This is a genomic window from Sphingomonas sp. Sphisp66 (assembly GCF_047324325.1).
Taxonomy (GTDB): domain Bacteria; phylum Pseudomonadota; class Alphaproteobacteria; order Sphingomonadales; family Sphingomonadaceae; genus Sphingomonas.
On the sequence record NZ_CP168508.1, the window covers coordinates 3,955,531 to 3,976,866 of the forward strand.

At 68.0% G+C, this 21,336-nt stretch carries 23 protein-coding genes; 11 read left to right on the forward strand and 12 right to left on the reverse strand.

Annotated features, from left to right (window positions below; translation table 11 throughout):
* Positions 1–39 precede the first annotated feature (39 nt).
* From ACEN8G_RS17950 to ACEN8G_RS17965, 4 genes are all read left to right on the forward strand, one after another.
* Positions 40–792, forward strand: a complete 753-nt coding sequence (locus tag ACEN8G_RS17950; RefSeq protein ID WP_413416374.1) for an SDR family NAD(P)-dependent oxidoreductase — start codon at positions 40–42, stop codon at positions 790–792.
* Positions 793–845: 53 nt separating this feature from the next.
* A complete protein-coding gene (locus ACEN8G_RS17955; RefSeq protein ID WP_413416373.1) occupies positions 846–1,259 on the forward strand; it encodes a nuclear transport factor 2 family protein in 414 nt (137 codons plus the stop codon).
* A 105-nt stretch (positions 1,260–1,364) separates the two neighbouring features.
* Entirely contained in the window at positions 1,365–2,153 is a 789-nt protein-coding gene (locus tag ACEN8G_RS17960; RefSeq protein WP_413416372.1) for a DUF4198 domain-containing protein, read from the forward strand.
* A 149-nt stretch (positions 2,154–2,302) separates the two neighbouring features.
* Positions 2,303–2,716 carry a septal ring lytic transglycosylase RlpA family protein gene (locus tag ACEN8G_RS17965; protein WP_413416371.1) on the forward strand — a complete coding sequence of 138 codons (414 nt, stop codon included), beginning with the start codon at positions 2,303–2,305 and terminating at the stop codon, positions 2,714–2,716.
* Here the strand turns inward: ACEN8G_RS17965 and ACEN8G_RS17970 are convergent.
* Positions 2,713–3,561 carry an oxygenase MpaB family protein gene (locus tag ACEN8G_RS17970; protein ID WP_413416370.1) on the reverse strand — a complete coding sequence of 283 codons (849 nt, stop codon included), beginning with the start codon at positions 3,559–3,561 and terminating at the stop codon, positions 2,713–2,715. The two genes, ACEN8G_RS17965 and ACEN8G_RS17970, sit on opposite strands and share 4 nt — an antisense overlap.
* A 129-nt stretch (positions 3,562–3,690) precedes the next feature.
* On the opposite strand from ACEN8G_RS17970, the gene ACEN8G_RS17975 reads away from it, so the two are divergent.
* Both ACEN8G_RS17975 and ppc read left to right on the forward strand, forming a co-directional pair.
* Entirely contained in the window at positions 3,691–4,671 is a 981-nt protein-coding gene (locus tag ACEN8G_RS17975; protein WP_413416369.1) for a L,D-transpeptidase, read from the forward strand.
* A gap of 105 nt (positions 4,672–4,776) precedes the next feature.
* Positions 4,777–7,449, forward strand: a complete 2,673-nt coding sequence (gene ppc / locus ACEN8G_RS17980; RefSeq protein WP_413416368.1) for a phosphoenolpyruvate carboxylase — start codon at positions 4,777–4,779, stop codon at positions 7,447–7,449.
* A 167-nt stretch (positions 7,450–7,616) separates the two neighbouring features.
* Here the strand turns inward: ppc and ACEN8G_RS17985 are convergent, their stop codons facing one another.
* Positions 7,617–8,009: an acyl-CoA thioesterase gene (locus ACEN8G_RS17985; protein ID WP_413419031.1), complete on the reverse strand. Its 393-nt coding sequence runs from the start codon at positions 8,007–8,009 to the stop codon at positions 7,617–7,619.
* Between the two features lie 44 nt (positions 8,010–8,053).
* Between ACEN8G_RS17985 and ACEN8G_RS17990 the strand changes: the two genes are divergently transcribed.
* On the forward strand, positions 8,054–8,278 hold the full coding sequence (locus ACEN8G_RS17990; RefSeq protein WP_413419029.1) for a hypothetical protein: 225 nt from the start codon (positions 8,054–8,056) through the stop codon (positions 8,276–8,278).
* Between the two features lie 38 nt (positions 8,279–8,316).
* Here the strand turns inward: ACEN8G_RS17990 and ACEN8G_RS17995 are convergent, their stop codons facing one another.
* From ACEN8G_RS17995 to ACEN8G_RS18015, 5 genes are all read right to left on the reverse strand, one after another.
* The gene (locus ACEN8G_RS17995) at positions 8,317–8,703 is read right to left on the reverse strand and encodes an MliC family protein (RefSeq protein WP_413419027.1); all 387 of its coding nucleotides are present in this window, start codon (positions 8,701–8,703) and stop codon (positions 8,317–8,319) included.
* Between the two features lie 58 nt (positions 8,704–8,761).
* On the reverse strand, positions 8,762–9,178 hold the full coding sequence (locus ACEN8G_RS18000) for an ExbD/TolR family protein (protein WP_413419025.1): 417 nt from the start codon (positions 9,176–9,178) through the stop codon (positions 8,762–8,764).
* 171 nt (positions 9,179–9,349) lie between these two features.
* Positions 9,350–9,940 (reverse strand): YdeI/OmpD-associated family protein, encoded by a 591-nt coding sequence (locus tag ACEN8G_RS18005; protein WP_413419023.1) that lies wholly within the window; start codon positions 9,938–9,940, stop codon positions 9,350–9,352.
* A gap of 49 nt (positions 9,941–9,989) precedes the next feature.
* Positions 9,990–10,328 carry a DNA primase gene (locus ACEN8G_RS18010; RefSeq protein WP_413419033.1) on the reverse strand — a complete coding sequence of 113 codons (339 nt, stop codon included), beginning with the start codon at positions 10,326–10,328 and terminating at the stop codon, positions 9,990–9,992.
* Between the two features lie 79 nt (positions 10,329–10,407).
* Positions 10,408–11,640 carry a multidrug effflux MFS transporter gene (locus tag ACEN8G_RS18015; protein WP_413419021.1) on the reverse strand — a complete coding sequence of 411 codons (1,233 nt, stop codon included), beginning with the start codon at positions 11,638–11,640 and terminating at the stop codon, positions 10,408–10,410.
* A 119-nt stretch (positions 11,641–11,759) separates the two neighbouring features.
* On the opposite strand from ACEN8G_RS18015, the gene ACEN8G_RS18020 reads away from it, so the two are divergent.
* The 3 genes from ACEN8G_RS18020 (at position 11,760) to ACEN8G_RS18030 (ending at position 14,839) form a co-directional block, all read left to right on the forward strand.
* The gene (locus tag ACEN8G_RS18020; protein ID WP_413419019.1) at positions 11,760–12,266 is read left to right on the forward strand and encodes a hypothetical protein; all 507 of its coding nucleotides are present in this window, start codon (positions 11,760–11,762) and stop codon (positions 12,264–12,266) included.
* Positions 12,267–12,465: 199 nt separating this feature from the next.
* Positions 12,466–13,416 (forward strand): isopenicillin N synthase family dioxygenase, encoded by a 951-nt coding sequence (locus ACEN8G_RS18025; RefSeq protein WP_413415449.1) that lies wholly within the window; start codon positions 12,466–12,468, stop codon positions 13,414–13,416.
* Between the two features lie 130 nt (positions 13,417–13,546).
* On the forward strand, positions 13,547–14,839 hold the full coding sequence (locus tag ACEN8G_RS18030) for a homoserine dehydrogenase (RefSeq protein ID WP_413415448.1): 1,293 nt from the start codon (positions 13,547–13,549) through the stop codon (positions 14,837–14,839).
* A 187-nt stretch (positions 14,840–15,026) separates the two neighbouring features.
* Here ACEN8G_RS18030 and ACEN8G_RS18035 read toward each other — a convergent pair whose 3' ends face one another.
* Together ACEN8G_RS18035 and ACEN8G_RS18040 are read right to left on the reverse strand one after the other, a co-directional pair.
* Positions 15,027–15,329 carry a hypothetical protein gene (locus ACEN8G_RS18035; RefSeq protein ID WP_413415447.1) on the reverse strand — a complete coding sequence of 101 codons (303 nt, stop codon included), beginning with the start codon at positions 15,327–15,329 and terminating at the stop codon, positions 15,027–15,029.
* A gap of 61 nt (positions 15,330–15,390) precedes the next feature.
* Positions 15,391–15,756: a hypothetical protein gene (locus ACEN8G_RS18040; RefSeq protein WP_413415446.1), complete on the reverse strand. Its 366-nt coding sequence runs from the start codon at positions 15,754–15,756 to the stop codon at positions 15,391–15,393.
* Between the two features lie 148 nt (positions 15,757–15,904).
* On the opposite strand from ACEN8G_RS18040, the gene glpX reads away from it, so the two are divergent.
* On the forward strand, positions 15,905–16,870 hold the full coding sequence (gene glpX / locus ACEN8G_RS18045) for a class II fructose-bisphosphatase (RefSeq protein ID WP_307117190.1): 966 nt from the start codon (positions 15,905–15,907) through the stop codon (positions 16,868–16,870).
* A gap of 398 nt (positions 16,871–17,268) precedes the next feature.
* On the opposite strand, the gene ACEN8G_RS18050 is transcribed toward glpX, so the two are convergent.
* Genes ACEN8G_RS18050 through ACEN8G_RS18060 form a run of 3 tightly spaced genes read right to left on the reverse strand, consistent with a single transcriptional unit; the run spans position 17,269 to position 21,195 of the window.
* Positions 17,269–18,027: a DNA-binding domain-containing protein gene (locus ACEN8G_RS18050; RefSeq protein WP_413415445.1), complete on the reverse strand. Its 759-nt coding sequence runs from the start codon at positions 18,025–18,027 to the stop codon at positions 17,269–17,271.
* On the reverse strand, positions 18,017–18,871 hold the full coding sequence (locus ACEN8G_RS18055; RefSeq protein WP_413415444.1) for a DUF692 domain-containing protein: 855 nt from the start codon (positions 18,869–18,871) through the stop codon (positions 18,017–18,019). The genes ACEN8G_RS18050 and ACEN8G_RS18055 overlap by 11 nt, the downstream gene beginning before the upstream one ends.
* 11 nt (positions 18,872–18,882) lie before the next feature.
* On the reverse strand, positions 18,883–21,195 hold the full coding sequence (locus ACEN8G_RS18060; protein WP_413415443.1) for a ferritin-like domain-containing protein: 2,313 nt from the start codon (positions 21,193–21,195) through the stop codon (positions 18,883–18,885).
* Between the last annotated feature and the right edge of the window lie 141 nt (positions 21,196–21,336).

The window sequence follows — 21,336 nt, forward strand, 5'->3', positions numbered from 1 at the left end:
GGGCAACGGCACTTTGCCGAAACCCGAAGGAGACAGACGATGGCGAACAAGTTCCAGGACAAGGTGGTGGTGGTGACCGGCGGCACGAGCGGCATCGGCCTGGCCACGGCAAGGGCATTCGCGGACGAGGGCGCATCGGTGTTCGTCACCGGCCGCCGCCAGGATGCGCTCGACGCCGCTGTGAAGGCGATCGGCGGCCGGGTGACCGGGGTGCGCGGCGACATGGCCCAGCTTGCCGACATCGACCGGCTCTATGACGCGGTCCAGCAGCAGCATGCGCAGATCGACGTGGTGTTCGCCAATGCCGGCGGCGGCGAGATGGCCCCGCTCGGCGCCATCTCGGAAGAGCATTACGAGAAGACCTTTGCCACCAACGTGAAGGGCGTGCTGTTCACCGTGCAGAAGGCGCTGCCGCTGCTGAAGGACGGCGCATCGGTGATCCTGACCAGCTCGACCACCAGCATCTCGGGCACGCCGGCGTTCAGCGTCTATTCGGCGACCAAGGCGGCGATCCGCAACTTCGCGCGCAACTGGATCCTCGACCTCAAGGACCGCCATATCCGCGTCAATGCGGTCAGCCCCGGCGTGACCGACACCGCCGGGCTGAACGAGCTGTTCGGCGGCGGCGAACAGGCCGAAGGCACCAAGGACTATCTGGCCAGCCTGATCCCGGCGGGCCGCGTCGGCCAGCCCGAGGAGATCGCCAAGGCGGTGCTGTTCCTCGCCTCCGACGATGCCAGCTTCGTCAACGGCGTCGAGCTGTTCGTCGATGGCGGCCAGGCCCAGATCTGAACGCGACATTCCCCCGAGGCTCCGGCCTCGGGGACCGCATGATGGAGGTAAAGATGGTACCGAACAGCGAACCAGCCGATCGTATCCGCACGCTGCTGCTGCGCAATCTCGAGGAAGTCTTCGGCGAAGGCGATGCGACCCGCCGCCGCGCCGCGATCGAGGAGCTCTGGGCCGAGGACGGCGTGCTCTATGCGCCGACGGGGCCGGTCACCGGCCATGCGGCGATCGCCGAATTCGCCGGCGCACTGCGGGCGACACATCCCGACTTCGCCTATGCGCCGGGCAATCCGCAGGCGCTCCACAATGCCGGCCGGATCGGCTGGGGATCGGGGCCGAAGGGCGCGACGACGGCCTATACCGGCTGGGACTTCATCCTGGTCGAGGGCGGCAGGATCGCTGCGCTCTATGTGTTCCTGGAAGAAGGATCGGCGGAAGCCCGGCGGATGCAGGAGGCTGGCAGGAACTGAGCGGGCGGGGCGGCCTCTCCGGGAGGCCGCCTTTCTCCGATCATGACTTGCGATTGATAGTGAATCGCAATACTCGATCCGCAACACTTCCACTGGGGCCGATCATTGCGATTTCCGAAACTGATCCTGCTGGGTGCACTCGGTGCGATTGCGCTGGGCAGCACTGCCCAGGCGCACATGCCCTACCTCCTCCCAACCCTGTTCGACGTGGGCAAGGGCGATCACGCCACCGTCACCTCGGCGTTCGGCGAGGATGCGTTCGTGCCCGAGATCGGCATGAAGGACGCGCCCTTCCACTTCATCAAGCCCGACGGCACGCGCGGCGAAGTCGGCAAGCCGACCTATCTGCGCGACCTGACCATCTTCGAGGCGGACCTGTCGGCGGAGGGCACCTATCGCCTAACCACCGGCCAGCGACTCGGGCGGATGGGCAAGATGTATTCGGTCGGCGGCAAGTGGATCATCGCCGGCGAGGACGGCACGCCGCCCGCCGGTGCCCGCGAAGTCGCGGTGCAGAGCACGACGCTGGCCGAGGCCTATGTCACGCGGGGCGCGGCGAGCAGCGGCGCGCTCAAGCCGATCGGCACCGCGCTGGAAGTGCAGGCGATCACCCATCCGGGCGAGATCAGCGCGGGCAGCGACGCCAAGTTCAGGCTGCTCTTCGACGGCAAGCCACTGGCGGACACCGAAGTCACGCTGTTCCGCGCCACCGGCAATTACGACGGCAAGAAGATCGTCGGCACGGTCAAGTCCGACGCGCAGGGCAATCTCGCGCTGCGCCCGAGCGATGCCGGCCTCTATCTGATCCTCGTCCGCCACCGCACCGAGGCACCGGCGGGATCGGCGACTCCCTATCGCAGCTATACCTACACGCTCGCCTTCGACGCGGCCTGAGCGCCTCCCGATTGCGCGGCTCGTCGCCGCACCGCCACGACATGACGCACTATCCGCCCGCCGGTGTGGATTTGTTCACCGATCACCGGCAGGCCCGCGCCGGGGACAACATCAAGGCGTGTGTAATGGGGGCAAGGTTCGAACGGGGGATGGCATTCGCCGTTGCGGCAATGCTGCTGTCGCCCTGCGCGATCTCCCATGCCAACGCACCCGGCCTGGCGCCCGAAGCCGCGATCGCCACGGGCGAGGCCAGCTATTATGCCGACCGGTTCGCCGGCAAGCGCACCGCCAGCGGCGAAGCCTATGACCCCAGCGACTTCACCGCCGCGCACCGCAGCCTGCCCTTCGGCACGCGCGTGCGCGTCACCGATGTCGAGACCGGGCGCAGCGTCGTCGTGCGGATCAATGACCGCGGTCCCTGGGGCAAGGGTCGGCTGATCGACGTCTCCCGCGCCGCCGCGAAGGAAATCGGCCTTGCCCGCCGGGGCCGGGGCACCGTCTCGATCGCGCTGGCGGAAGACGAAGAAGCGCCCGCGACTGGCGCCGAGACCAGCGAAGACTAACGAAACGCCCAGCGCAGCGTGTTGGCGACGCCGCGCGTGCCGAGGCGCACCGCGGGCGTTGCCAGGCCGGCGCCGGAGAGCCCGTGCATCGTCCGCGCCCAGCCGGGCAGCAGGTCCACCGCCGCACCGAAGGTGAGTGCCTGGAAGGGCTTCACCGCCATGCTCGGCGCGGGCTGGTCGAGCACCATGCGCGCGACTTCGCGGGTGCGTGAATCGACAACCAGCTCGGGGCGCATCCGGCCGATCAGCGCATCGGCCTCGGCCCGGCTGCGCGGTACGTCGGCCGTGCCCAGCGCCTCGGCGATGCGGGCGAAATCGGCGAAATAGCTGTCCTGGTCGGCGCGCGACATGTCGGGCTCGGCATAGCGGATCCAGGCATCGAGGAAGCTCACCGCCTCGGTGACGTGCACCCAGGCGAGCAGGTGCGGATCGTCGGCAGCATAGGGCGTGCCGTCCGGCAGCACGCCCTTCACGCGGGTGTGCACGTCGCGCACCTTCTCGATCATCGCCTCGGCCTCGGCAGCCGAGCCATAGGTGGTCACCGCGATGAAGCGCGCGGTCCGTCTGAGGCGCCCGAGCATGTCGCCGCGGAAGGTGGAGTGGTCCCACACGCCCGCCAGCACCGCGGGGTGGAGCATCTGGAGGAGCAGCGCGGTCACCCCGCCGACCATCATCGTGGTGACGTCGCCGTGCACCCGCCACACCACCGATCTGGGCCCGAACAGGCTCTCGTCCGGCTTGCGCTGGACCGGCTTCTCGCCGCGCGCCGAATCGTTGAACACCGCGCGCACTTGGCCGATCAGCGCTCCGCGGAGCCGTTTCGCGATGCCGTCGGCGGGACTCATGCGCCCAAGCTAGGGACTAACAGCTTTCCTGCAACCGCCCGTTTCCGTTACGGCCCCGCGCTGATAGGGTGTCATGACGTCAGTTCCGGGGGTTGAGTCTTGCTAAGATCGACGCGAATCCGCGCGCTTGTGCTCGCCGCCGCCTGCGGGCTGCTGGCGACCGCCGGCACTGCGCAGATGCAGCCGATCAATGCCGGCGCGGTGATGGATTCGGTCGCGCGGCTGAAGCCCGGCCAATATATCTGGGTGCCCGAGATCGCCCCGCGCGGGCCGATGCTGGTGGTGGTCAACATCGCCACCCAGCGCGTTGTCGCCTATCGCAACGGCGTGCCGATCGCAGTCTCCACCGTATCGACCGGCAAGGCGGGGCACCGCACGCCGACGGGCGTGTTCACCATCCTCCAGAAAGCCAAGTGGCACCGATCGAGCAAATATTCGAACGCGCCGATGCCGTTCATGCAGCGGCTGACCTGGTACGGCATCGCGCTGCACGCCGGGAGCCTGCCCGGCTATCCCGCCTCGCATGGCTGCATCCGCCTGCCGCACGAATTCGCCCGGCTGCTGTTCGACGAGACCGACCTGGGCATGACCGTGATCGTCACCAACCAGGCACCGGCGCTGCGCGTGGGCGCCAAGCCGACCAGCCCCGCCTTCCCTGCCGGACCGGCGGTGTGGCGCCCCGAACTGTCGCGCTCGGGCCCGGTCTCGATCGTGGTCAGCGGCGCTGACCGGCGGATGGTGGTGCTGCGCAACGGCGTGGAGATCGGATCGGCGCCGGTGGCGTTCGACGGGGTAATCGAGCGCACCCAGGCCTATGTACTGCAGGACGTGGTAGGCGGCGACTATCGCTGGCAGCGCATGATCCTGCCGGGCGAGAGCGGCGCCGCCGCCAGCTATGCGGCGCCCGATGCCGGCCGCTTCCAGGGCAGCGATCCGTTCCGCCGCGCGCTGGCCGAAGTGGTCGGGCCCGGCACCACCATGGTAGTGATCCCCGATTCGCTCGGCCTCGGCCCCGACCTCGCTCCGCCGACCCAGGACCCGGACGCGCTGATCGAGAACGACCCAGGCGTGGCCGACTGGATGGAGGATACCAGCGTCCTCTCCCGCTGATCGGCGCCGATTCCTCAGACCTTTGCGGCGACAAGCGAAACTAAACACGGCCCCAAGCGCTTTCGCGTTGACCTCGTAACATTTCGCAGTGCAGCAACGCGCTTCATGGCTAGCCTCGCAATCGCAAACAACGAGGATGTTCGCTTCCTCGGTCGGCTCCTCGGCAACGTGATCCGTGCCTATGGCGGCGAGGAGCTGTTCAAGCGCATCGAATATATCCGTTCCACCTCGGTCGATCGCGCGCGCGGCGTCGCCGGATCGGGTTCGGTTGATCGCGGGCTCGACCGGTTGAGCCTCGACGAGACGCTCGATTTCACCCGTGGCTTCATGCTGTTCTCGATGCTCGCCAACCTCGCCGAGGATCGCCAGGGCGTGGCGACCGAGAAGGATGCCGACATCGCCTCGGCGCTCAAGCGGCTGGAGGGCGAAGGCATCGGCCGCGACGCGGTGATGGCGCTGCTCGACCAGGCGCTGGTCGCGCCGGTGCTCACCGCGCACCCCACCGAAGTGCGCCGCAAGTCGATGATCGACCACAAGAACCGGATCGCCGAGCTGATGCTGCTGCGCGACCGCGGCGTGGCCGAGACCGAGGATGGCGACCAGGTCGAGGAAGCGATCCTCCGCCAGATCGCGCTGCTGTGGCAGACCCGGGTGCTGCGCCGCGAGAAGCTCGGCGTCGCCGACGAGGTCGAGACCGCGCTCTCCTATCTCCGCGACATCTTCCTGCCCGTGCTGCCCGCGCTCTATGCCCGCTGGGACCGCGCGCTGGGTGGCCGCGCACCGTCGTTCCTGCGCCCCGGCAGCTGGATCGGCGGCGACCGCGACGGCAATCCCTTCGTCACCGCCGATTCGATGCAGTTCGCGCTCGCCCGCGCCGCCGAGGCCGTGCTCGGCTATTATCTCGACGCGGTGCACGCGTTGGGTGCCGAGCTGTCGATCTCGACCGAGCATGTCCAGGTGAGCGAAGCGCTGCTCAAGCTCGCCGAGGCCAGCCATGACGAGGCGAAGAGCCGCGCCGACGAGCCCTATCGCCGCGCGATCACCGGCGTCTATGCCCGGCTTTCGGCCACGCACGAAAAGCTGACCGGCAAGGCCCCGCCCCGCCCCGCCGCGATTGCCGCCGAGCCCTATGCCAATCCGGGCGAGTTCCGCGAGGAGCTGGTGATCGTCGCGCATGCGCTGGCCGAGGAGGGCCAGGGCCCGCTCGCCACCGGCGGCGCGCTCGGCCGGCTGATCCGCGCGGTCGAGACCTTCGGCTTCCATCTGGCGACACTCGACATGCGCCAGAACAGCGCAGTGCACGAGCGCGTGATCGCCGAACTGCTCAAGGCCGGCGGCGTCGTGGAAGACTATGCCGCGCTTCCCGAGGACAAGCGCGTCGAGATCCTGCGCAAGGAGCTGGCCAATGCCCGGCCGCTGACCAGCCCCTATGCCGAATATTCGGAGGAGACCGCCTCCGAGCTCGCCATCGTCCGCGCGGCGGCGCAGGCGCACGCCAAGTACGGCCGCCAGTGCATCACCCACTACATCGTCTCGATGGCGCAATCGGTGTCGGACCTGCTCGAGGTCCATATCCTGCTCAAGGAAGCGGGCCTCTACATTCCGGGCGACGAACCGCAGGCGCACATCATGGCGATCCCGCTGTTCGAGACGATCGGCGACCTGGAAGGTGCGCCGGCGATCATGGAGGCCTGGCTCGGCCTGCCCGAAGTCGCGGCGATCGCGGCGAAGCGCGGGCACCAGGAAGTGATGATCGGCTATTCCGATTCGAACAAGGACGGCGGCTACCTGACCTCGACCTGGCAGCTGTCGCGCGGCTCGACCGCGCTCAAGCCGGTGTTCGAAAAGGCGGGCCTCGGCATGCAACTGTTCCATGGCCGTGGCGGCGCGGTGGGGCGTGGCGGCGGCTCGAGCTTCGCGGCGATCCTCGCCCAGCCCAAGGGCACGGTGCAGGGCCGCATCCGTGTGACCGAGCAGGGCGAGATCATCGCGGCCAAATACGGCACGCGCGAGAGCGCCCAGACCAACCTCGAGGCGATGGCTTCGGCGACTTTGCTCGCCAGCCTGGAGCCCGAGAAGCTGAACAAGGCCGATGCCGAGCGTTTCGCCGCGGCGATGGACCAGCTCTCCGACACCGCGTTCAAGGCCTATCGCGGGCTGGTCTACGAGACCGAGGGCTTCACCAGTTTCTTCCGCCAGGCGACCCCGATCGCCGAGATCGCCGGCCTGAAGATCGGCTCGCGCCCGGCCAGCCGCAAGAAGAGCGACGCGATCGAGGATTTGCGCGCCATCCCCTGGGTGTTCAGCTGGGCGCAGGCGCGGATCATGCTGCCGGGCTGGTACGGCGTCGGCCAGGCGATCGAGCAGTTCGAGGACAAGGGCCTGCTGCGCGAGATGGCGACGGCCTGGCCGCTCTTCGCCTCGACGCTGGCGAACATGGAGCAGGTGCTCGCCAAGTCCGACATGGAGATCGCCGCGCATTATGCGGCGCTGGTCGAGGACGAGGGCCTGCGCGATGCGATCTTCGGCCGGATCCGCGAGGGCTGGCAGAAGACGCACGACGGGCTGCTCCAGGCGACGCGCCAGACGCGGCTGCTGGAGAAGCATGCCGGGCTGGAGACCTCGATCCGCCTGCGCCTGCCCTATATCGAGCCGCTGAACCTGCTGCAGATCGAGCTGCTGAAGCGGCATCGCGCGGGCGAGGAGGATCCGCGGATCGGGGAGGGCATCCTGCTCTCGATCAACGCGATCGCGACGGCGCTGCGGAATAGCGGCTGACCCAAATCCTCCCTCGGAGCGCAGCTCCGGGGGAGGGGGACCGCCGCCGAAGGCGGTGGTGGAGGGGGAACACGCCCTCCACTCAGGCTTTCGCTGGTGGCCAGGCCCCCTCCACCATTCGCTGCGCAAATGGTCCCCCTCCCCCGCTTCGCGAGGGAGGATTTTTTCTAGTCCAAGAACGGCGCCGCCACTTCCGCCGGCACGCGGATCAGCCGGCCGCTTGCCCGTTCGATGATCGCCCAGGTGGTCTTTGCCTCCACCCGCACCCTGCCGTCCGCGCCGGTGAACTTCATGTGCCGGTCGAAGCGTGCGCCGCGCGGGGGCTCGGGGACCCAGGTTTCGGCGACCACCGTCTCGCCCTGGGTGACGTTGCCGCGATAGTCGATCTCGTGCCGGGTCACGACCCACATATAGGCGTCGCTATGCTCCGGGGCCGCGACGGCGTACCAATGCGCCACCGCCACGTCCTGGATCCACTTCACCCAGACGGCATTGTTGACATGGCCGAGCTCGTCGATGTCCTCGGGCCCGGCGGTGATGGTGGCGGTGTAGCTGGCCATGCGCGCCTTCTAGCTTAACCAATTCCGGAAGCGCAGCCTTCATCGTGTCGGCTTATCCCGACGCGATGATCCCACGCCGCCCCTCCCGGATCTTCCGCAGCCGCTGGGCCGCCCTGTTCTGGGCGGCCGGCGTGATCTTCACCGCCGTCACCTTTATCGGCTTCGGCGACAAGGAGAGCCATCAGGCAGCGGCCGCGCTCGAGGACGCGACCGGCGCCAATATCAGCGATGGCGACCTGGCGGTGCTGCGGAACTTCGCCGGGGGCTAATCCATCGTCACCCGGGCCCTGAGCCGGGGCGACGCAGTTCAGCGGTGGATCGCCGTGCAGGCGATCGGCGGCTGGCCGGGCGCTTCGAACGACATGTCGTCGCCCTTGCCTTGGAAGACCGTGCCCCCGTCCGAATAGCGAATGCCCGAGGCCATGCGCTCCTGCTTCAGCCGGATCGTCCGCCCCGCGCGGGTGAGCGTGGCCGTCCCCTTGTCCGCATCGAAGCGCGCCACGATCCGCACCCCGTCCATGCAGCGGAAGCGGACCTCGCTGTCCTTGGCGATCGGCGCCTTGTCGAGCGGTGCCGGCGAGGCGTCGGCGGTGATGTTGGTCTCCTCGCTCTGCACGATGTTGCTGGTATTGGCCGCAGGCGGCTGGCTGGAGCAGGCAGCGAGGGCGAGCAGGGCGATGGGAGTAAGGCGCATCCGGGGGTCCTTGTTCGTCGGGAGCGAAACGAACGTCTAGCCGGATGCGCCTGTTCCGTCAGTCCTCCAGCGGACGATTGCCGACGAATCCAAGCCGGGTGATGCCCGCACGCTTCACTACGGCAAGAATGCCGTCGAACCGCTCGTAGCGCGCCTCGGGATCGGTCTGGAGATGGAGCGCCGCGCCGGATTGCTGGAGCGCGGCGAGCCGGTCGGGCAGCGCGGCATCGGGCACCGCCTCGCCGTTCCAGGTGAGTGCACCCTGGCGGTCGATGGCGAGGACCGCCGGGGGCAGTTGCTCGGTGACGATGTTGGGGCCGGCGGGCAGATCGACCGGCACCTCATGGCTGGCGATCGGAATGGCGATGATGATCACGACGAGCAGCACCAGCATCACGTCGATCAACGGGGTGATGTTGATCGCACCGATCGGAGCGGTATCGGGGATGCGACGAGCACGGACGACACGGGCCATGGCACTTCTCCTCGTTATGATGTTGTAACATCACATATGAAAAAGAGGATGGCAAGCGCTCTCCCTCCCCCCTTCAGGGGAGAGGGGTGTGGCTTGAATCGATGGGGCCGGGCACGAGGCCCGGTCATACCCCTCTCCCCAGCCCTCTCCCCGCAAGCGGGGAGAGGGAGACTAGCAATTCTCGTATTTCCAGTTCCGCCGCTTGCCCTCGCGCATCCAGCTCACCGCCTCGGCGACACGCTTCGCTTTCGTCTCCGGGCGCTTGGCCTCGGCGATCCACTCGCAATATTCGCGGCGGCAGCTTGGCGGGAACGCGTTGAAGGTGGCGGCAGCGGCATCGTCGGCCGCGAGCGCCTCGGTCAGCTCGGGCGGCACCTCGGCCTCGGGCTTGGGCGCCGCCCGCGAGCGGGCCGGCTTTGCCGCGCCGAGCAGCGCCACCGCCTCGCGGATCAGCCGCTCGACTTCCTCGGCCGGCGGCAGGTCGTCCAGCGATTCGATCCGGCCGAACTGGCCCATCGCCTCGCCTTCCTTGCCGGTCTCATTGTCCTGGCGGTTCCAGAAGCCGAAGCTCGCATGCGCCTTGAACGACGCCATGTTGGCAAGCGGCCTGCCGCCCAGCGTGAAGAAGGGGTGCGACCATTTGATCGTCTCCTCCACCTCCGGCACCGCGGCGTGGAAGCGATCGCGGATCCATGAAAGGATCGGCCGCGCGAACTCGGCGCGGCCTTCGATATAGCTGTCTATCCTGGGGTCCCTGGCCATGGGACGGCATGTTCCGCCGCCCCGTGGCGCAGGTCAATACGTAGCGAGGTCAGGGCTCGAGCGCATCCTCGTCGGCATCGTCGAGATCGTCGTCGTCCTCGAGGTCGTCCTCGTCGAAATCCTCCTGGACCTCGTCCTCGGATATGGCGCGCGCATCCTCCTCGGCGTCGTCATCCTCCTCGCCGATCTCGTCGTCGATCATGCGGAGGTCGTCCGCATCGTCATCGTCGTCATCGCCATAATCGGGCGCGAGATCGGTCAGGAGGTTGCCGTCGCTCGGGCCGTCACTGGTCGTCTCGAGGATCTCGGCGCGCTGGCTCTCGTCATAGCCTTCCTCGTCGAAACCGTCGTCGCCCGGACCACGCCCCGGAACCTGATAGCCACCCATCATCTACCTCGTGCCTTGGCGCCCGCCACGGCGGCGGACCTCATGAAGTGCGAACGGCGGGGAAGGCCCGAGCGTTCCCTCAGCTGGGCCGGAACATCCGTCCGCGCTCGGTGACCAGCACTACCACGAAAGCGATAAGGCCCATAAGCAGGAATCCGGCATAGAGCGGCACGGTGGTGCCGTCGAATGCCTGGCCGATCGCCGCGCCGATCAGCGCCGAGCCGAGCGTGGTGACAAAGCCCTGCAGGCTCGAGGCAGTGCCGGCGATCTCGCCCATCTTCTCCATCGCCATCGCCGAGAAGTTCGACGTGGACAGGCCCACGCAGCCCATCATCAGCGCCTGGAGAATGGTGAAGCTCCAGATCGATTCGAGATCGGTCCAGGCAATGGCGAGGTGGATCGCGGCGAAGACGATCATGCCCATCAGCGCGGTGTGCGAGATCCGGCGCATGCCGACCTTCATCACCAGCCGCGAATTGAGGAACGAGCCGAGCGCCATGGTCGAGGCGACGCAGGGGAAGACCACCGCGAGCAGCTCGGGCGCGTGGAACACGTCCTCCATCACCTGCTGCACCGATCCGATGAAGCCGAACATGCCGCCCGACAGCAGCATGATGCCGATCGTATAGCCCACCGCCTGGCGGTCGCGCAGCATCAGGGCATAGTCGCCGAGCACGCGCACCGGGTTGAGCGACAGCCGCGCCTCCTGCCCCAGCGTCTCGGGCATGCGCAGCCAGAACCACAGCACCACCAGGGTCGCGACGCCGCCGATCGCCCAGAAGATCAGCCGCCAGGAGCCGGCATAGAGGATCAGCTGGCCCAGGCTCGGCGCAACGATCGGCGCGGCCATGAAGACGATGAAGGCCAGGCTCATCACCCGCGCCATCGAGCGCCCGGCGAAACAGTCGCGCACCAGCGCCACCGAGACGACGCGCGCGCCGGCGGCCGAGGCGCCCATCGCCGCGCGGGCGATCAGCAGCAGGGTGAAGCTGCCCGAGGCCGCCGCCACCACGCTGGTCACCACATAGGAAGTCAGCGCGATAGCCAGCACCGGGCGCCGGCCGAACCGGTCCGAGAGCGGGCCGTAGATCAGCTGGGCGAAGGCGAAGCCGATCAGGAAGGCGGTGATCACGTACTGGCGGTGATTGGGCTCGTCGACGCCCAGGCTGGCGCCGATCGCCGGCAGGGCGGGGAGCATCGAATCGATGCCGAGCGCGGTCAGCGCCATCATCGCGGCGATCAGGCTGACGAACTCGCCGAACGCGAGCGGCGCCTTGTTCTGCGAGTCTGCGGTAAGGTGCGGCTCTTCCATGCCGGCGCAAATGGCGCATCGCGGCCGCTACGTCACCCCCAAAGCCAGTGCCATTGTTGCGCAGCCCATGCGCTTGCGTTAGTGTATTGCTTTAATGACACACTGCCGGAGAGTGAATGATGCGTCGCCTGTCCCTGCTGCTGGTCCTTCCCCTCGCGCTCGCTGCCTGTGATGGCAAGGGCGGCACCTCGGTCTCGATCAACGCGACCTCGGACGATGGCGACAATTCCACCTTCGCGATGAACAACGGCACCGTGGCGATCAAGGGCGACGGCTTCGAGGGCAATTTCAAGGTGCCCGCGATCAAGATGACCGCCGAGAATTTCGACATGGACGGGGTGAAGCTCTATCCCAACTCGACGATCACCAGCTTCAACATCGACGCCCAGGATCACCCGGGCGAGGCGAAGGACGAAGGCAAGGTCGTCGCCGCCTTCACCAGCCCCGCCGCGCTCGCCACCGTCCAGAGCTGGTTCCGCGACAAGCTGACCGCCAAGGGCTTCAAGTTCGGCGAGAAGGGCAATGGCTTCGCCGGCACCACCGAGGACGGCGAGCGCTTCACCCTCGATCTTTCCGCCGATGGCGGCGACAAGACCAGCGGCAAGATGGAGATCGTCGGGAGCTGATGCTGTAGCGGTATCAGCTTCTCCTCGATCCTGGCTTTTCTCCGGCGAAAGCCGGAGCCCAGGGTCACAAGCGACACGGCAGAGAAACCCTGGGCCCCGGCTTTCGCCGGGGAACTAGACGGGATCGGCGCCCGCACCCCCGCGCCCCTTGTCGCGCCAGCCCCCACGGGTCTAACTGGCCAGTAAGGAGACTCGTACTATGGCAACAGTTCTCGACGAGGTGCCTCTCGTCTCGATGGCCGAGCAGGCGAACGACCCGCAGGGGTTCGCGCAGAAGTTCGGCCAGTCGTTCCGCCGCTTCGGCTTCGCGATGGTCGCCGATCACGGCGTGCCGCAGGACCTGATCGACCGCGCCTGGGCCAAGACCAAGGAATTCTTCGCGCTGAGCGAGGAAGAGAAGCGCCAGTATCACATCCCCGGCGGCGGCGGCGCGCGCGGGCTGACGCCGTTCAAGACCGAGATCGCCAAGGGCGCGACGCATGTCGACCTGAAGGAATTCTGGCATATCGGCCGCGAGCTGGCCAAGGGCCACCGCTTCGAGGCGCAGATGGCGCCGAACATCTGGCCGCACGCGCCGGAGGGCTTCAAGGAAACCTTCCTCGAGCTGTTCCAGGCGCTGGACGATGCCGGCGACCGACTGCTTTCGGCGATCGCCGTCTATCTCGGGCTCGAGCCCCACTGGTTCGACCGCGCGGTGAAGGACGGCAATTCGGTGCTGCGCCTGCTCCACTATCCGCCGGTACCTGCCGACGCTCCCGAAGTGCGCGCCGGCGCGCATGAGGACATCAACCTGATCACCCTGCTGCTCGGCGCCGAGGAAGCGGGCCTGGAGCTGCTCGACAAGGACGGCCGCTGGCTGCCGGTCAAGCCGCCCGAAGGCGCGATGGTGGTCAATGTCGGCGACATGCTCCAGCGCCTGACCAACCACTATCTGCCCTCGACCACCCACCGCGTGGTCAACCCGCCGGTCGAGCGCCGCGGCACCCCGCGCTACTCGATGCCCTTCTTCCTGCATCCGGCGCCGGACTTCCTGATCGAGACGCTGCCGTCGACGATCACGGACGAGAATCCGAACCGCTACCCCACCCCGATCACCGCGCACGACTATCTGTTCGAGCGGCTGGTCGAGATCGGGCTGATCAAGAAATAGTATCTTGAAAGCCCCTCCCCCTCGGGGGAGGGGTTGGGGTGGGGCCTATCCATAAGGCACATGTCTCTGCGAGACGCCCCCCAACCCCTCCCCTGAAGGGGAGGGGCTTTTCTTTTCGTGAGAGAGATAGATGACCGAACCGCTTCGTATCGCACTTGCAGGCCTTGGCACCGTCGGCGCGGGCGTGATTCGCCTGATCGACGCGAATGGCGAGCTGATCGCCCGCCGTGCCGGCCGGCCGATCGAAGTGGTCGCCGTCTCCGCCCGCGACCGCGCCAAGGATCGCGGCGTCGACATCAGCCGCTTCGACTGGGTGGACGACACCACCGAGCTGGCCCGCCACCCCAAGGCCGACGTGGTGGTCGAGCTGGTCGGCGGTTCGGACGGCCCGGCGCTCACCCTCGCCCGCGCCGCGCTCGCCGGGGGCAAGAGCTTCGTCACCGCCAACAAGGCGATGATCGCGCATCACGGGCTCGAGCTGGCCAACGCGGCGGAGAGCGCGGGCCTAGCGCTCAAGTTCGAGGCCGCGGTCGCCGGGGGCGTGCCGGTGATCAAGGGCCTGCGCGAAGGCGCTGCGGCGAACGAGATCGCCCGCGTCTACGGCATCCTCAACGGCACCTGCAATTTCATCCTGTCCAAGATGGAAGCGGAAGGCCGCGACTTCGCCGATATCCTCGCCGAAGCGCAGCGCCTGGGCTATGCCGAAGCCGATCCCAGCTTCGACATCGACGGCGTCGACGCCGCGCACAAGCTGTCGATCCTCGCCAGTCTCGCCTTCGGCACCCAGCCGGCGTTCGACCAGGTCGCGATCACCGGCGTGCGCCACGTGCTCGCCGCCGACATCGCCGAGGCCGCGTCGCTCGGCTATCGCATCCGCCTGCTTGGCCTGGCCGAAGCCAATGGCCACGGCCTGTTCCAGCGCGTCCACCCGCACCTCGTGCCGCTCAGCCACCCACTGGCGCATGTCACCGGATCGACCAACGCCGTCGTCGCCGAGGGCAATTTCGTCGGCCGGCTGCTATTCCAGGGCGCCGGCGCCGGCGACGGCCCGACCGCGAGCGCCGTGGTCGCCGACCTGATCGACATCGCCCGCGGCGAATTCGGCCCGCCCTATGCGATGCCCGCCGCAGCGCTCGCCCAGCCGGGCGCGGCCGATGCCGGCGAGCGGACCGGCCGCGCCTATGTGCGCTTCACCGTGGCGGACAAGGTGGGCGTGCTCGCCGAGATCGCGGCGGCGATGCGCGATGCCGGCGTCTCGATCGAGAGCCTGATGCAGCGCGGCGCCAACCCGGACGGCAGCGTGCTGGTGGCGATCGTCACCCATGAAGGCCCGGAGCGCGCGGTGGCGCAGGCGCTCGACAAGCTGCGTGGCTCGGCCAGCCTGACCGGCGAGCCGATGTGGATGCATATCCTGGGAGGATAAGGCGGGAGTAGCGCCGCTGCCAGATTCGCCGCCAAACCACCGTCACCCCGGCCTTGTGCCGGGGTCCACTATGCCGCACCGGATACCCTAACGCCCCTTGCCCGGCGCTCGCCTCCCGGTGGACCCCGGCACAAGGCCGGGGTGACGAAGGGAAGTGCGCGGGCGGGCCTCGCCTACGCCTCCCGCCTCAATCGTCCAGGCTCGCCTTCAGCACCTGCCGCCCCTTGTGCGGGCAGACCGGCGCGCCGGTGGTGCCGCAGGCCATGCCGGCGCTCTTCACCGCGTCGCCCTTGGCATCGGCGACCTCGCTGCTGGCCAGCGACAGGCGATAGCGCTGGTTGGGATCGGCCTTCACGATCGGGATCGTCGTCAGCGGCCGCGCGCTCATCGGGATGCGCGTGACCCGCGTCACCCGTGCCTTGGCCCTGCGACGCTGCGGGTCGATCGCGGGCGTGGCACCGGACAGGGTGAGGGCAACGAGCAGCAGCATCGGGGGCGTCTCCGGAAAACAGGTTCATCGCGCTCAACGCACGTCCCGCCGCCGGTTTCCCTCAAGGCGCCAATTCCCTCCGGCTCGTCCGCACGCCCCGCGCGCTGACCGTCACGCCCACGCCGACAGAGCCGCACCGCACCGTGAAGGCGCCCTGGCCGCACGGCAAATGGCCGTCGGCACCGTCGAACACGCGGTCCAGCCGCCCCTGATCGGTGTCGGGCCCGCTATAGCTCGTCACCAGCGGCACGCGATATTTGTCCGCGTCGCGCCGCGAGCAGACGACGATCTCGCTCTCGTCGCGCGCACGCCGGCATTTCGGATTGGCCGACCAGCGTTCGCGGTGCATCTCCAGCACCTCGGCTGGCGTCATCTCGCGCGGCGGAGCATCGTCCTGACCGAGCAGGAGCAAGGCGAAAAGCAGCATTTGCACATCCCTCCGCCCCCGGTTTCGTTGCGATAGCGGCATGTTGTGGCGGAATTGGGAGCAGCGCCGCCCTGACAACGTTAGCGGCATCGACAAGCGCCACGGTGCTGCCTAATCGCCGCCGCAAGTCCAACCACCGGGGTATCCCATGACTCAGCCCAGCCACGCCCTTGACCGTGTCCTCGTCCTCGAAATGGTGCGGGTGACCGAAGCGGCGGCGATCGCTGCTTCCACCCTGGTCGGGCGCGGCGACGAGAAGGCGGCCGATGCCGCCGCGGTCGAGGCGATGCGCGACGCGCTCAACAAGCTCTATCTCGACGGCACCGTGGTGATCGGCGAGGGCGAGCGCGACGAGGCCCCGATGCTGTTCATCGGCGAGAAGGTCGGCGCGGCGCAGGGCAAGGGCCCGGCGATCGACATCGCGCTCGATCCGCTCGAAGGCACCACCATCTGCGCCAAGGCCGGCCCCAATGCGCTGGCGGTGCTCGCGGTGGCCGAGAAGGGCGGGCTGCTGAATGCGCCGGACGTCTACATGGACAAGATCGCGGTCGGGCCGGGCTATCCCGAAGGCGTGATCGACCTCGCCCGGTCGCCGACCGAGAACGTCAAGGCGATCGCCGCCGCCAAGGGCGTCGAGCCGCACGAGATCATCGCCTGCGTGCTCGATCGCCCGCGCCACGAGAAGCTGATCGCCGAGCTGCGCGACATCGGCTGCGGTGTGGTGCTGATCGGCGACGGCGACGTGGCCGGGGTGATCGCCACCACCGATCCCGAGACGACGATCGACGTCTATATGGGCCAGGGCGGCGCCCCCGAGGGCGTGCTCGCCTGCGCTGCGCTGCGCTGCGTCGGCGGCCAGTTCAAGGGCCGCCTCGTCTTCCGCAACGACGACGAGCGCCAGCGTGCACGCAAGTGGGGCATCGAGGATCTCGACAAGATCTACGACCTGACCGAGCTGGCCAAGGGCGACTGCATCTTCGCCGCCACTGGTGTCACGGACGGCTCGCTGCTCGAAGGCGTCAAGCGCTTCGCCACCAAGATGACCACCGAAAGCGTGGTGATGCGCGCCCATTCCGGCACGGTCCGTTGGGTGAAGGGCGAGCATCGGCTGTAAGGTCCCCAATCCTCCCTCGCGAAGCGGGGGAGGGGGACCGCGCGCGCAAGCGCGTGGTGGAGGGGGCCTCTCCGCGAGCGGTGACTCATGATGCTGAGGGGCGCACCCTTCCACCACCGCCTTCGGCGGCGGTCCCCTCCCCCGGAGCTGCGCTCCGAGGGAGGAATTGCATCGGCGCCGCCTCCCCGAGGGCTGCCCTTGCAATGTAGGATTTCGCATGGCCTGCTCGCTCGGCCGGGCCTGCTGCCCGGCCGCTCTTTGACCCGTAGGAAATATAGGACGCACGCAGCGCAGCACCCGGCAACGAAGTTGCGAAAGTCCCGCTCGGCGGAAATCCGTTGAGGTCGCGAACTTTGTGAACTTCCGAGTGATTCGCGGCGACGTCGTGTAGGAAGATTCTACCCTCCCACCACCAGCCCATGCGCGGTGGCGAAGGGTAGCCATGACGCGATCCGCTCGTCCCCAGGCAGCGGCATCGCCTGCGCCGGATCCTCGGGCAGCACCGCCAGCCAGTCATAGTGCCAGGGCTCGAGCGGCAGGCAGGCGACGCGGTAGTTCGCCCGCGCCACGGCGAGCAGCATCGGCTCGGCCCTGGGCGGCACCGGCTCGCCGCTGGCCAGCATCTCGCTGAAATCGAACGGCAGCGCGAGCAGGCGGCAGCTGTCGGGCCGGTACCAGCGCCGCCCCCCGGCCAGCGCGAGCAGCTCGGCGATCGCCGGGTCGATTCCCGGCCAGGCAGGCGCGTCGCGCTCGATCCCGCGGGCACGGTGCACTTCCGCCTTGGTTCGCTCGATCCGCGCCAGCGCGGCGGGGATCGCCTCGACTGCCTGCGCGCTCCCCGAAGGCCGGGCGGCGTCGAGCCAGGCGCCAAAGTCCGCCCCGAAGTCGTAGAGCGTGTAGCTGTGCGAAGGCCGCGCGGCGATATAGCCTTGCGCGAACAGCCCGAAGGCGGTCGGCCCGGCAAGCGCCGCGAGCAGCGGATATTCGCTCTCCAGGCATTCGAGCAGGCGCTGGCGGTAGCCCCGGGCGTAGATGTGGATACGGTCTTCGGCGGTCAGCCGGTTGTCGCCATGGACATGCGCGCGCGCATCCGCACCCGAAGCCGCCAGGATCGCTTCCTGCATCCAGTCCTGCAGCGCGGCGAGGTCAGGCGGCAAGCGGCAGCCCCTCGCGCACCCGGCGGGCCTTGCCCAGCTCGGCGGCGACCACGTCGAACGCCGGGATGCTCGCATCCCATTCGACCATCGTCGCGACCGGCCCGCAGCGCTCCCAGACCCGCGCATAGAGCGGCCACACCGCATCGGGCACCGGCGCGTCATGCGTGTCGATCAGGTGCGTGCCATGATCGCTCGGCCCGGCGAGATGGACCTGGACGACATGGCTAGCCGGAATCGCGTCGAGATAGGCCAGCGGATCGAGCGCATGGTTGAAGCTCGAGACATGGACGTTGTTGACGTCGAGCAGCAGCCCGCAGCCGGTCAGGTCGCAGAGCCGGGCGAGGAACTCGGCCTCGGGCATCTGGCTGGCGCGGAACTGGAGATAGGTGCTCGGATTCTCGACGATCAGCGGCCGGCCGAGGAAATCCTGCACCGCGCGCACACGCCCGGCGACATGGGTCAGCGCCGCCTCGGTCAGCGGCAGGGGCAGCAGATCGTGGCTGTTCACGCCGTGCACCCCGGTCCAGCAGAGATGGTCGGAGACCCAGAGCGGCCGGAAGCGCTCGGCCAGGTCGCGCAGCTTGCCGAGATAGGCCAGGTCGAGCGGCGCGGTGCTGCCGATCGACAGCGACACGCCGTGCAGCACCACCGGCCGGTGCGCCGCGACATGCTCGAACACCCGCATGCCCCAGCCCTGATTGTCGAGCAGATTCTCGGTGATCGCCTCGAACCAGTCGACGCCCCAGGCTTCCGGAGGCGTCGACATCAGATACGGGAAATGCTCCTCGCGCAGCCCCAGCCCGTCGCCGGGATTGGGCAGGCCGAGCCGGGGCTGCGTAGTCACCTTGCCAGTCCCTAGGTCGAGGGCGGATAGGCAAGGCGCAGATCGTTCGGCGCCTGCTGGACCAGCCCTTCGACGGGCTTGTCCGGATCGCCGTTGACCTTGAAGGCCACCACCTTGGCGAATGCCTGGAAGGCGATGTCCTCGACCTTATCGCCTTCCTTGAAGTCGATCGTGGCGATCTTCTTCGAGGAAGGCGCGCCGCAGCCTGAGGGGGAAGGCGTCGGCGAAGGGGATGGCGTGCCGCAGAGGTTCTTGTCGGCATTCGCCTTTGGCGCACCGCAGCCCGAGGGCGAGGGTGTCGGCTTGGGGGTACCGCACAGCACCGGCTTGGAGCTGCCGACCAGTGCCCACACCTCCATCGTGCCCGCCTTGGGATAGAGCTGCATCGCCGAGATCGGCACCGCGCAGCCGCCGAAGCCGCCGCAGATATTGTCGCTCGGCGCGGTGTACATCGGCCCGCTCGGGGTCGGGGTGGGCGAAGGGGTCGGCGTGCCGCAGAGCCCGCCGAAGCTGCGCAGCGTCACCGCCGAGCAGCCGCCGCCCTTGATCGTGGTCGGCGTGCCGCAGCTGCCGCTCGCCACCGGACTCGCCTTTGGCGCGTTCGAGGTCTTGGAGGATGCCGCGCCGCACCCGCTGCTCGCCCCGCCACAGCTGCCGCCGCCGCTGGTCAGCTGGACGAAGCCGCAGCCGCCCTGGCCCTTGCACAGGTTGGAGCCGCGGCAGGTATGGTAGATCGAGGTCTCGGCGCAGCTGTTCGCGCCCCATTTCCCGCCGGTCTCCTCGACGTCGAGGCCCTGGCAGGCATGGTTGACGATGTACTTGTCCGGCTCGCCGACGCCGACCGACAGGTCGGGCGTCGCGCCGAACACGGCCCAGGCGGTCGACATCCGGTCGCCCGATCCGGCCATCGACGGGAAGGGGAAGGACACGGCAGCGCCGACCGGGTTCCAGTAATCGTCGAGCACGGTGGTGACGCCCTTGATCGCGCCGCACACCGCCTGGCTCATCTTCTGGAAATTGGCCGCCGCATCGCCGCCGTTCTTGAGCGCGTTTAGCGCATTGGCGATCGCCTCGGGCGCCGGCAGGCCATAGGGATTGTCGTTGGGGTCGTAGCCCTCGGTAGTCAGGTCCGATGCCGCCCATTTGCCGATCTTGGGCGACTGGTCCCAGGTCTCGAGCCCGCCGCTGCCCCGGATGTCCTCGATCTCGCGGAAGCGGGTATAATGGTCGACGCCGTCATTGTCGGAACGCGCCGCGGCATCGGCCGAGGGGACCAGCTTCCCCTCCATCGAATAGCTCGGATAGTCCGACGCCAGCGCATCGCGGTTCGGGCAATAGCTCGGGTTCACGTCGCCCTGGACGAGCTTGGCCTTCCCGTCGTTGAGCCGATGCCCCTCCTCGTCATAGCGCGCACCGAGCGTGGCGCCCTCGCCCTGGTCGGTGATCGCGTTCATCATGTTGAGCGCTTGGCGGAGCGCGATCTCCGGATCGGTCAGCGCGATCGTGGTCTCGAAGCCCATGAACTCGCGCATCGGATGGCCGGGAAAGCTGAAATTGTTGAACAGGTCGTTCTGCTGGCCGCCGGGGTTCATCACATGGTCCCAGAGCCGCGTGCCGTCCTCGTAGCGGATCAGCAGATAGTCGCGGTAGCACTGGTACATATAACCGATCGACCCGAACATGATCTTGGCGTCGAGCTCTGTCACGGTGTCGTACTTGAACGGCACCTTGGGGAAATAGCGGTCCTTGTTGCGGACGATGTCCTGCTCGGCGGTCTCCTGCGGCTGCTCGATGGCGAGGAACAGCTTGATCCGCTCCTCGTCGAGCGGGCCGACATTGACCTTCACGTCCTTGAACCGGTTGGTGTCGGTCAGGTCGACGATGCCGGGGATCGCGGTGAGCTTGGGACCGAAGCAGGTCCAGCCATGGTCGCCGCTCTGCAGCGCGGTGGCGGTGAAGCTGGGCACGGCACCGATCGAGGTGGCGAGGTTCGCCGCCATCTGCAGGTGGAGCATCTCCTGGATGAACACCGAGAAGACGATGTTGAACGCCTTCTTGTTGCCCCAGCCCTTCTTGCCCGGCTTGTAGTCGGTGAAGGCGCTGGTCTTGGCGCCCGGCCATTGCCGCCCCTTGTAGAAGCTGTTCCCCTGGCTGGTGATCGGGTGCATGCCGGTGATCGAGTAGAGCGAGGTCATGTAGAGCGGGATGGTGAACAGCTCGACATTGACCGCCGCCTGCGCGATCCAGCGCACCACCAGCGTGTCGGTCTCGAGGAACTTCAACGGGCGCGCAGAGAGCTCGCCTTCCTTGTGCGTCAGATGCATGACAATTTCCCCCAAGCTTCGCAGGAGACTGCGATGGCACTGGGTTCCATCAACTATAGTTCCGCGTCAATCGAGGATCGCACCAATATAGTGTCATGCACTATTTGTTACGGCTTACACTCGATTTACCTTCATCTTTGC

Coding starts and splice junctions, on each gene's coding strand:
- ACEN8G_RS17950 (WP_413416374.1), top strand. CDS start 40: ATGGCGAACAAGTTCCAGGACAAGGTGGTGGTGGTGACCGGCGGCACG.
- ACEN8G_RS17955 (WP_413416373.1), top strand. CDS start 846: ATGGTACCGAACAGCGAACCAGCCGATCGTATCCGCACGCTGCTGCTG.
- ACEN8G_RS17965 (WP_413416371.1), top strand. CDS start 2,303: ATGGCATTCGCCGTTGCGGCAATGCTGCTGTCGCCCTGCGCGATCTCC.
- ACEN8G_RS17970 (WP_413416370.1), bottom strand. CDS start 3,561: ATGAGTCCCGCCGACGGCATCGCGAAACGGCTCCGCGGAGCGCTGATC.
- ppc (WP_413416368.1), top strand. CDS start 4,777: ATGGCTAGCCTCGCAATCGCAAACAACGAGGATGTTCGCTTCCTCGGT.
- ACEN8G_RS17985 (WP_413419031.1), bottom strand. CDS start 8,009: ATGGCCAGCTACACCGCCACCATCACCGCCGGGCCCGAGGACATCGAC.
- ACEN8G_RS17995 (WP_413419027.1), bottom strand. CDS start 8,703: ATGCGCCTTACTCCCATCGCCCTGCTCGCCCTCGCTGCCTGCTCCAGC.
- ACEN8G_RS18000 (WP_413419025.1), bottom strand. CDS start 9,178: ATGGCCCGTGTCGTCCGTGCTCGTCGCATCCCCGATACCGCTCCGATC.
- ACEN8G_RS18005 (WP_413419023.1), bottom strand. CDS start 9,940: ATGGCCAGGGACCCCAGGATAGACAGCTATATCGAAGGCCGCGCCGAG.
- ACEN8G_RS18010 (WP_413419033.1), bottom strand. CDS start 10,328: ATGGGTGGCTATCAGGTTCCGGGGCGTGGTCCGGGCGACGACGGTTTC.
- ACEN8G_RS18015 (WP_413419021.1), bottom strand. CDS start 11,640: ATGGAAGAGCCGCACCTTACCGCAGACTCGCAGAACAAGGCGCCGCTC.
- ACEN8G_RS18020 (WP_413419019.1), top strand. CDS start 11,760: ATGCGTCGCCTGTCCCTGCTGCTGGTCCTTCCCCTCGCGCTCGCTGCC.
- ACEN8G_RS18025 (WP_413415449.1), top strand. CDS start 12,466: ATGGCAACAGTTCTCGACGAGGTGCCTCTCGTCTCGATGGCCGAGCAG.
- ACEN8G_RS18030 (WP_413415448.1), top strand. CDS start 13,547: ATGACCGAACCGCTTCGTATCGCACTTGCAGGCCTTGGCACCGTCGGC.
- ACEN8G_RS18035 (WP_413415447.1), bottom strand. CDS start 15,329: ATGCTGCTGCTCGTTGCCCTCACCCTGTCCGGTGCCACGCCCGCGATC.
- ACEN8G_RS18040 (WP_413415446.1), bottom strand. CDS start 15,756: ATGCTGCTTTTCGCCTTGCTCCTGCTCGGTCAGGACGATGCTCCGCCG.
- glpX (WP_307117190.1), top strand. CDS start 15,905: ATGACTCAGCCCAGCCACGCCCTTGACCGTGTCCTCGTCCTCGAAATG.
- ACEN8G_RS18060 (WP_413415443.1), bottom strand. CDS start 21,195: ATGCATCTGACGCACAAGGAAGGCGAGCTCTCTGCGCGCCCGTTGAAG.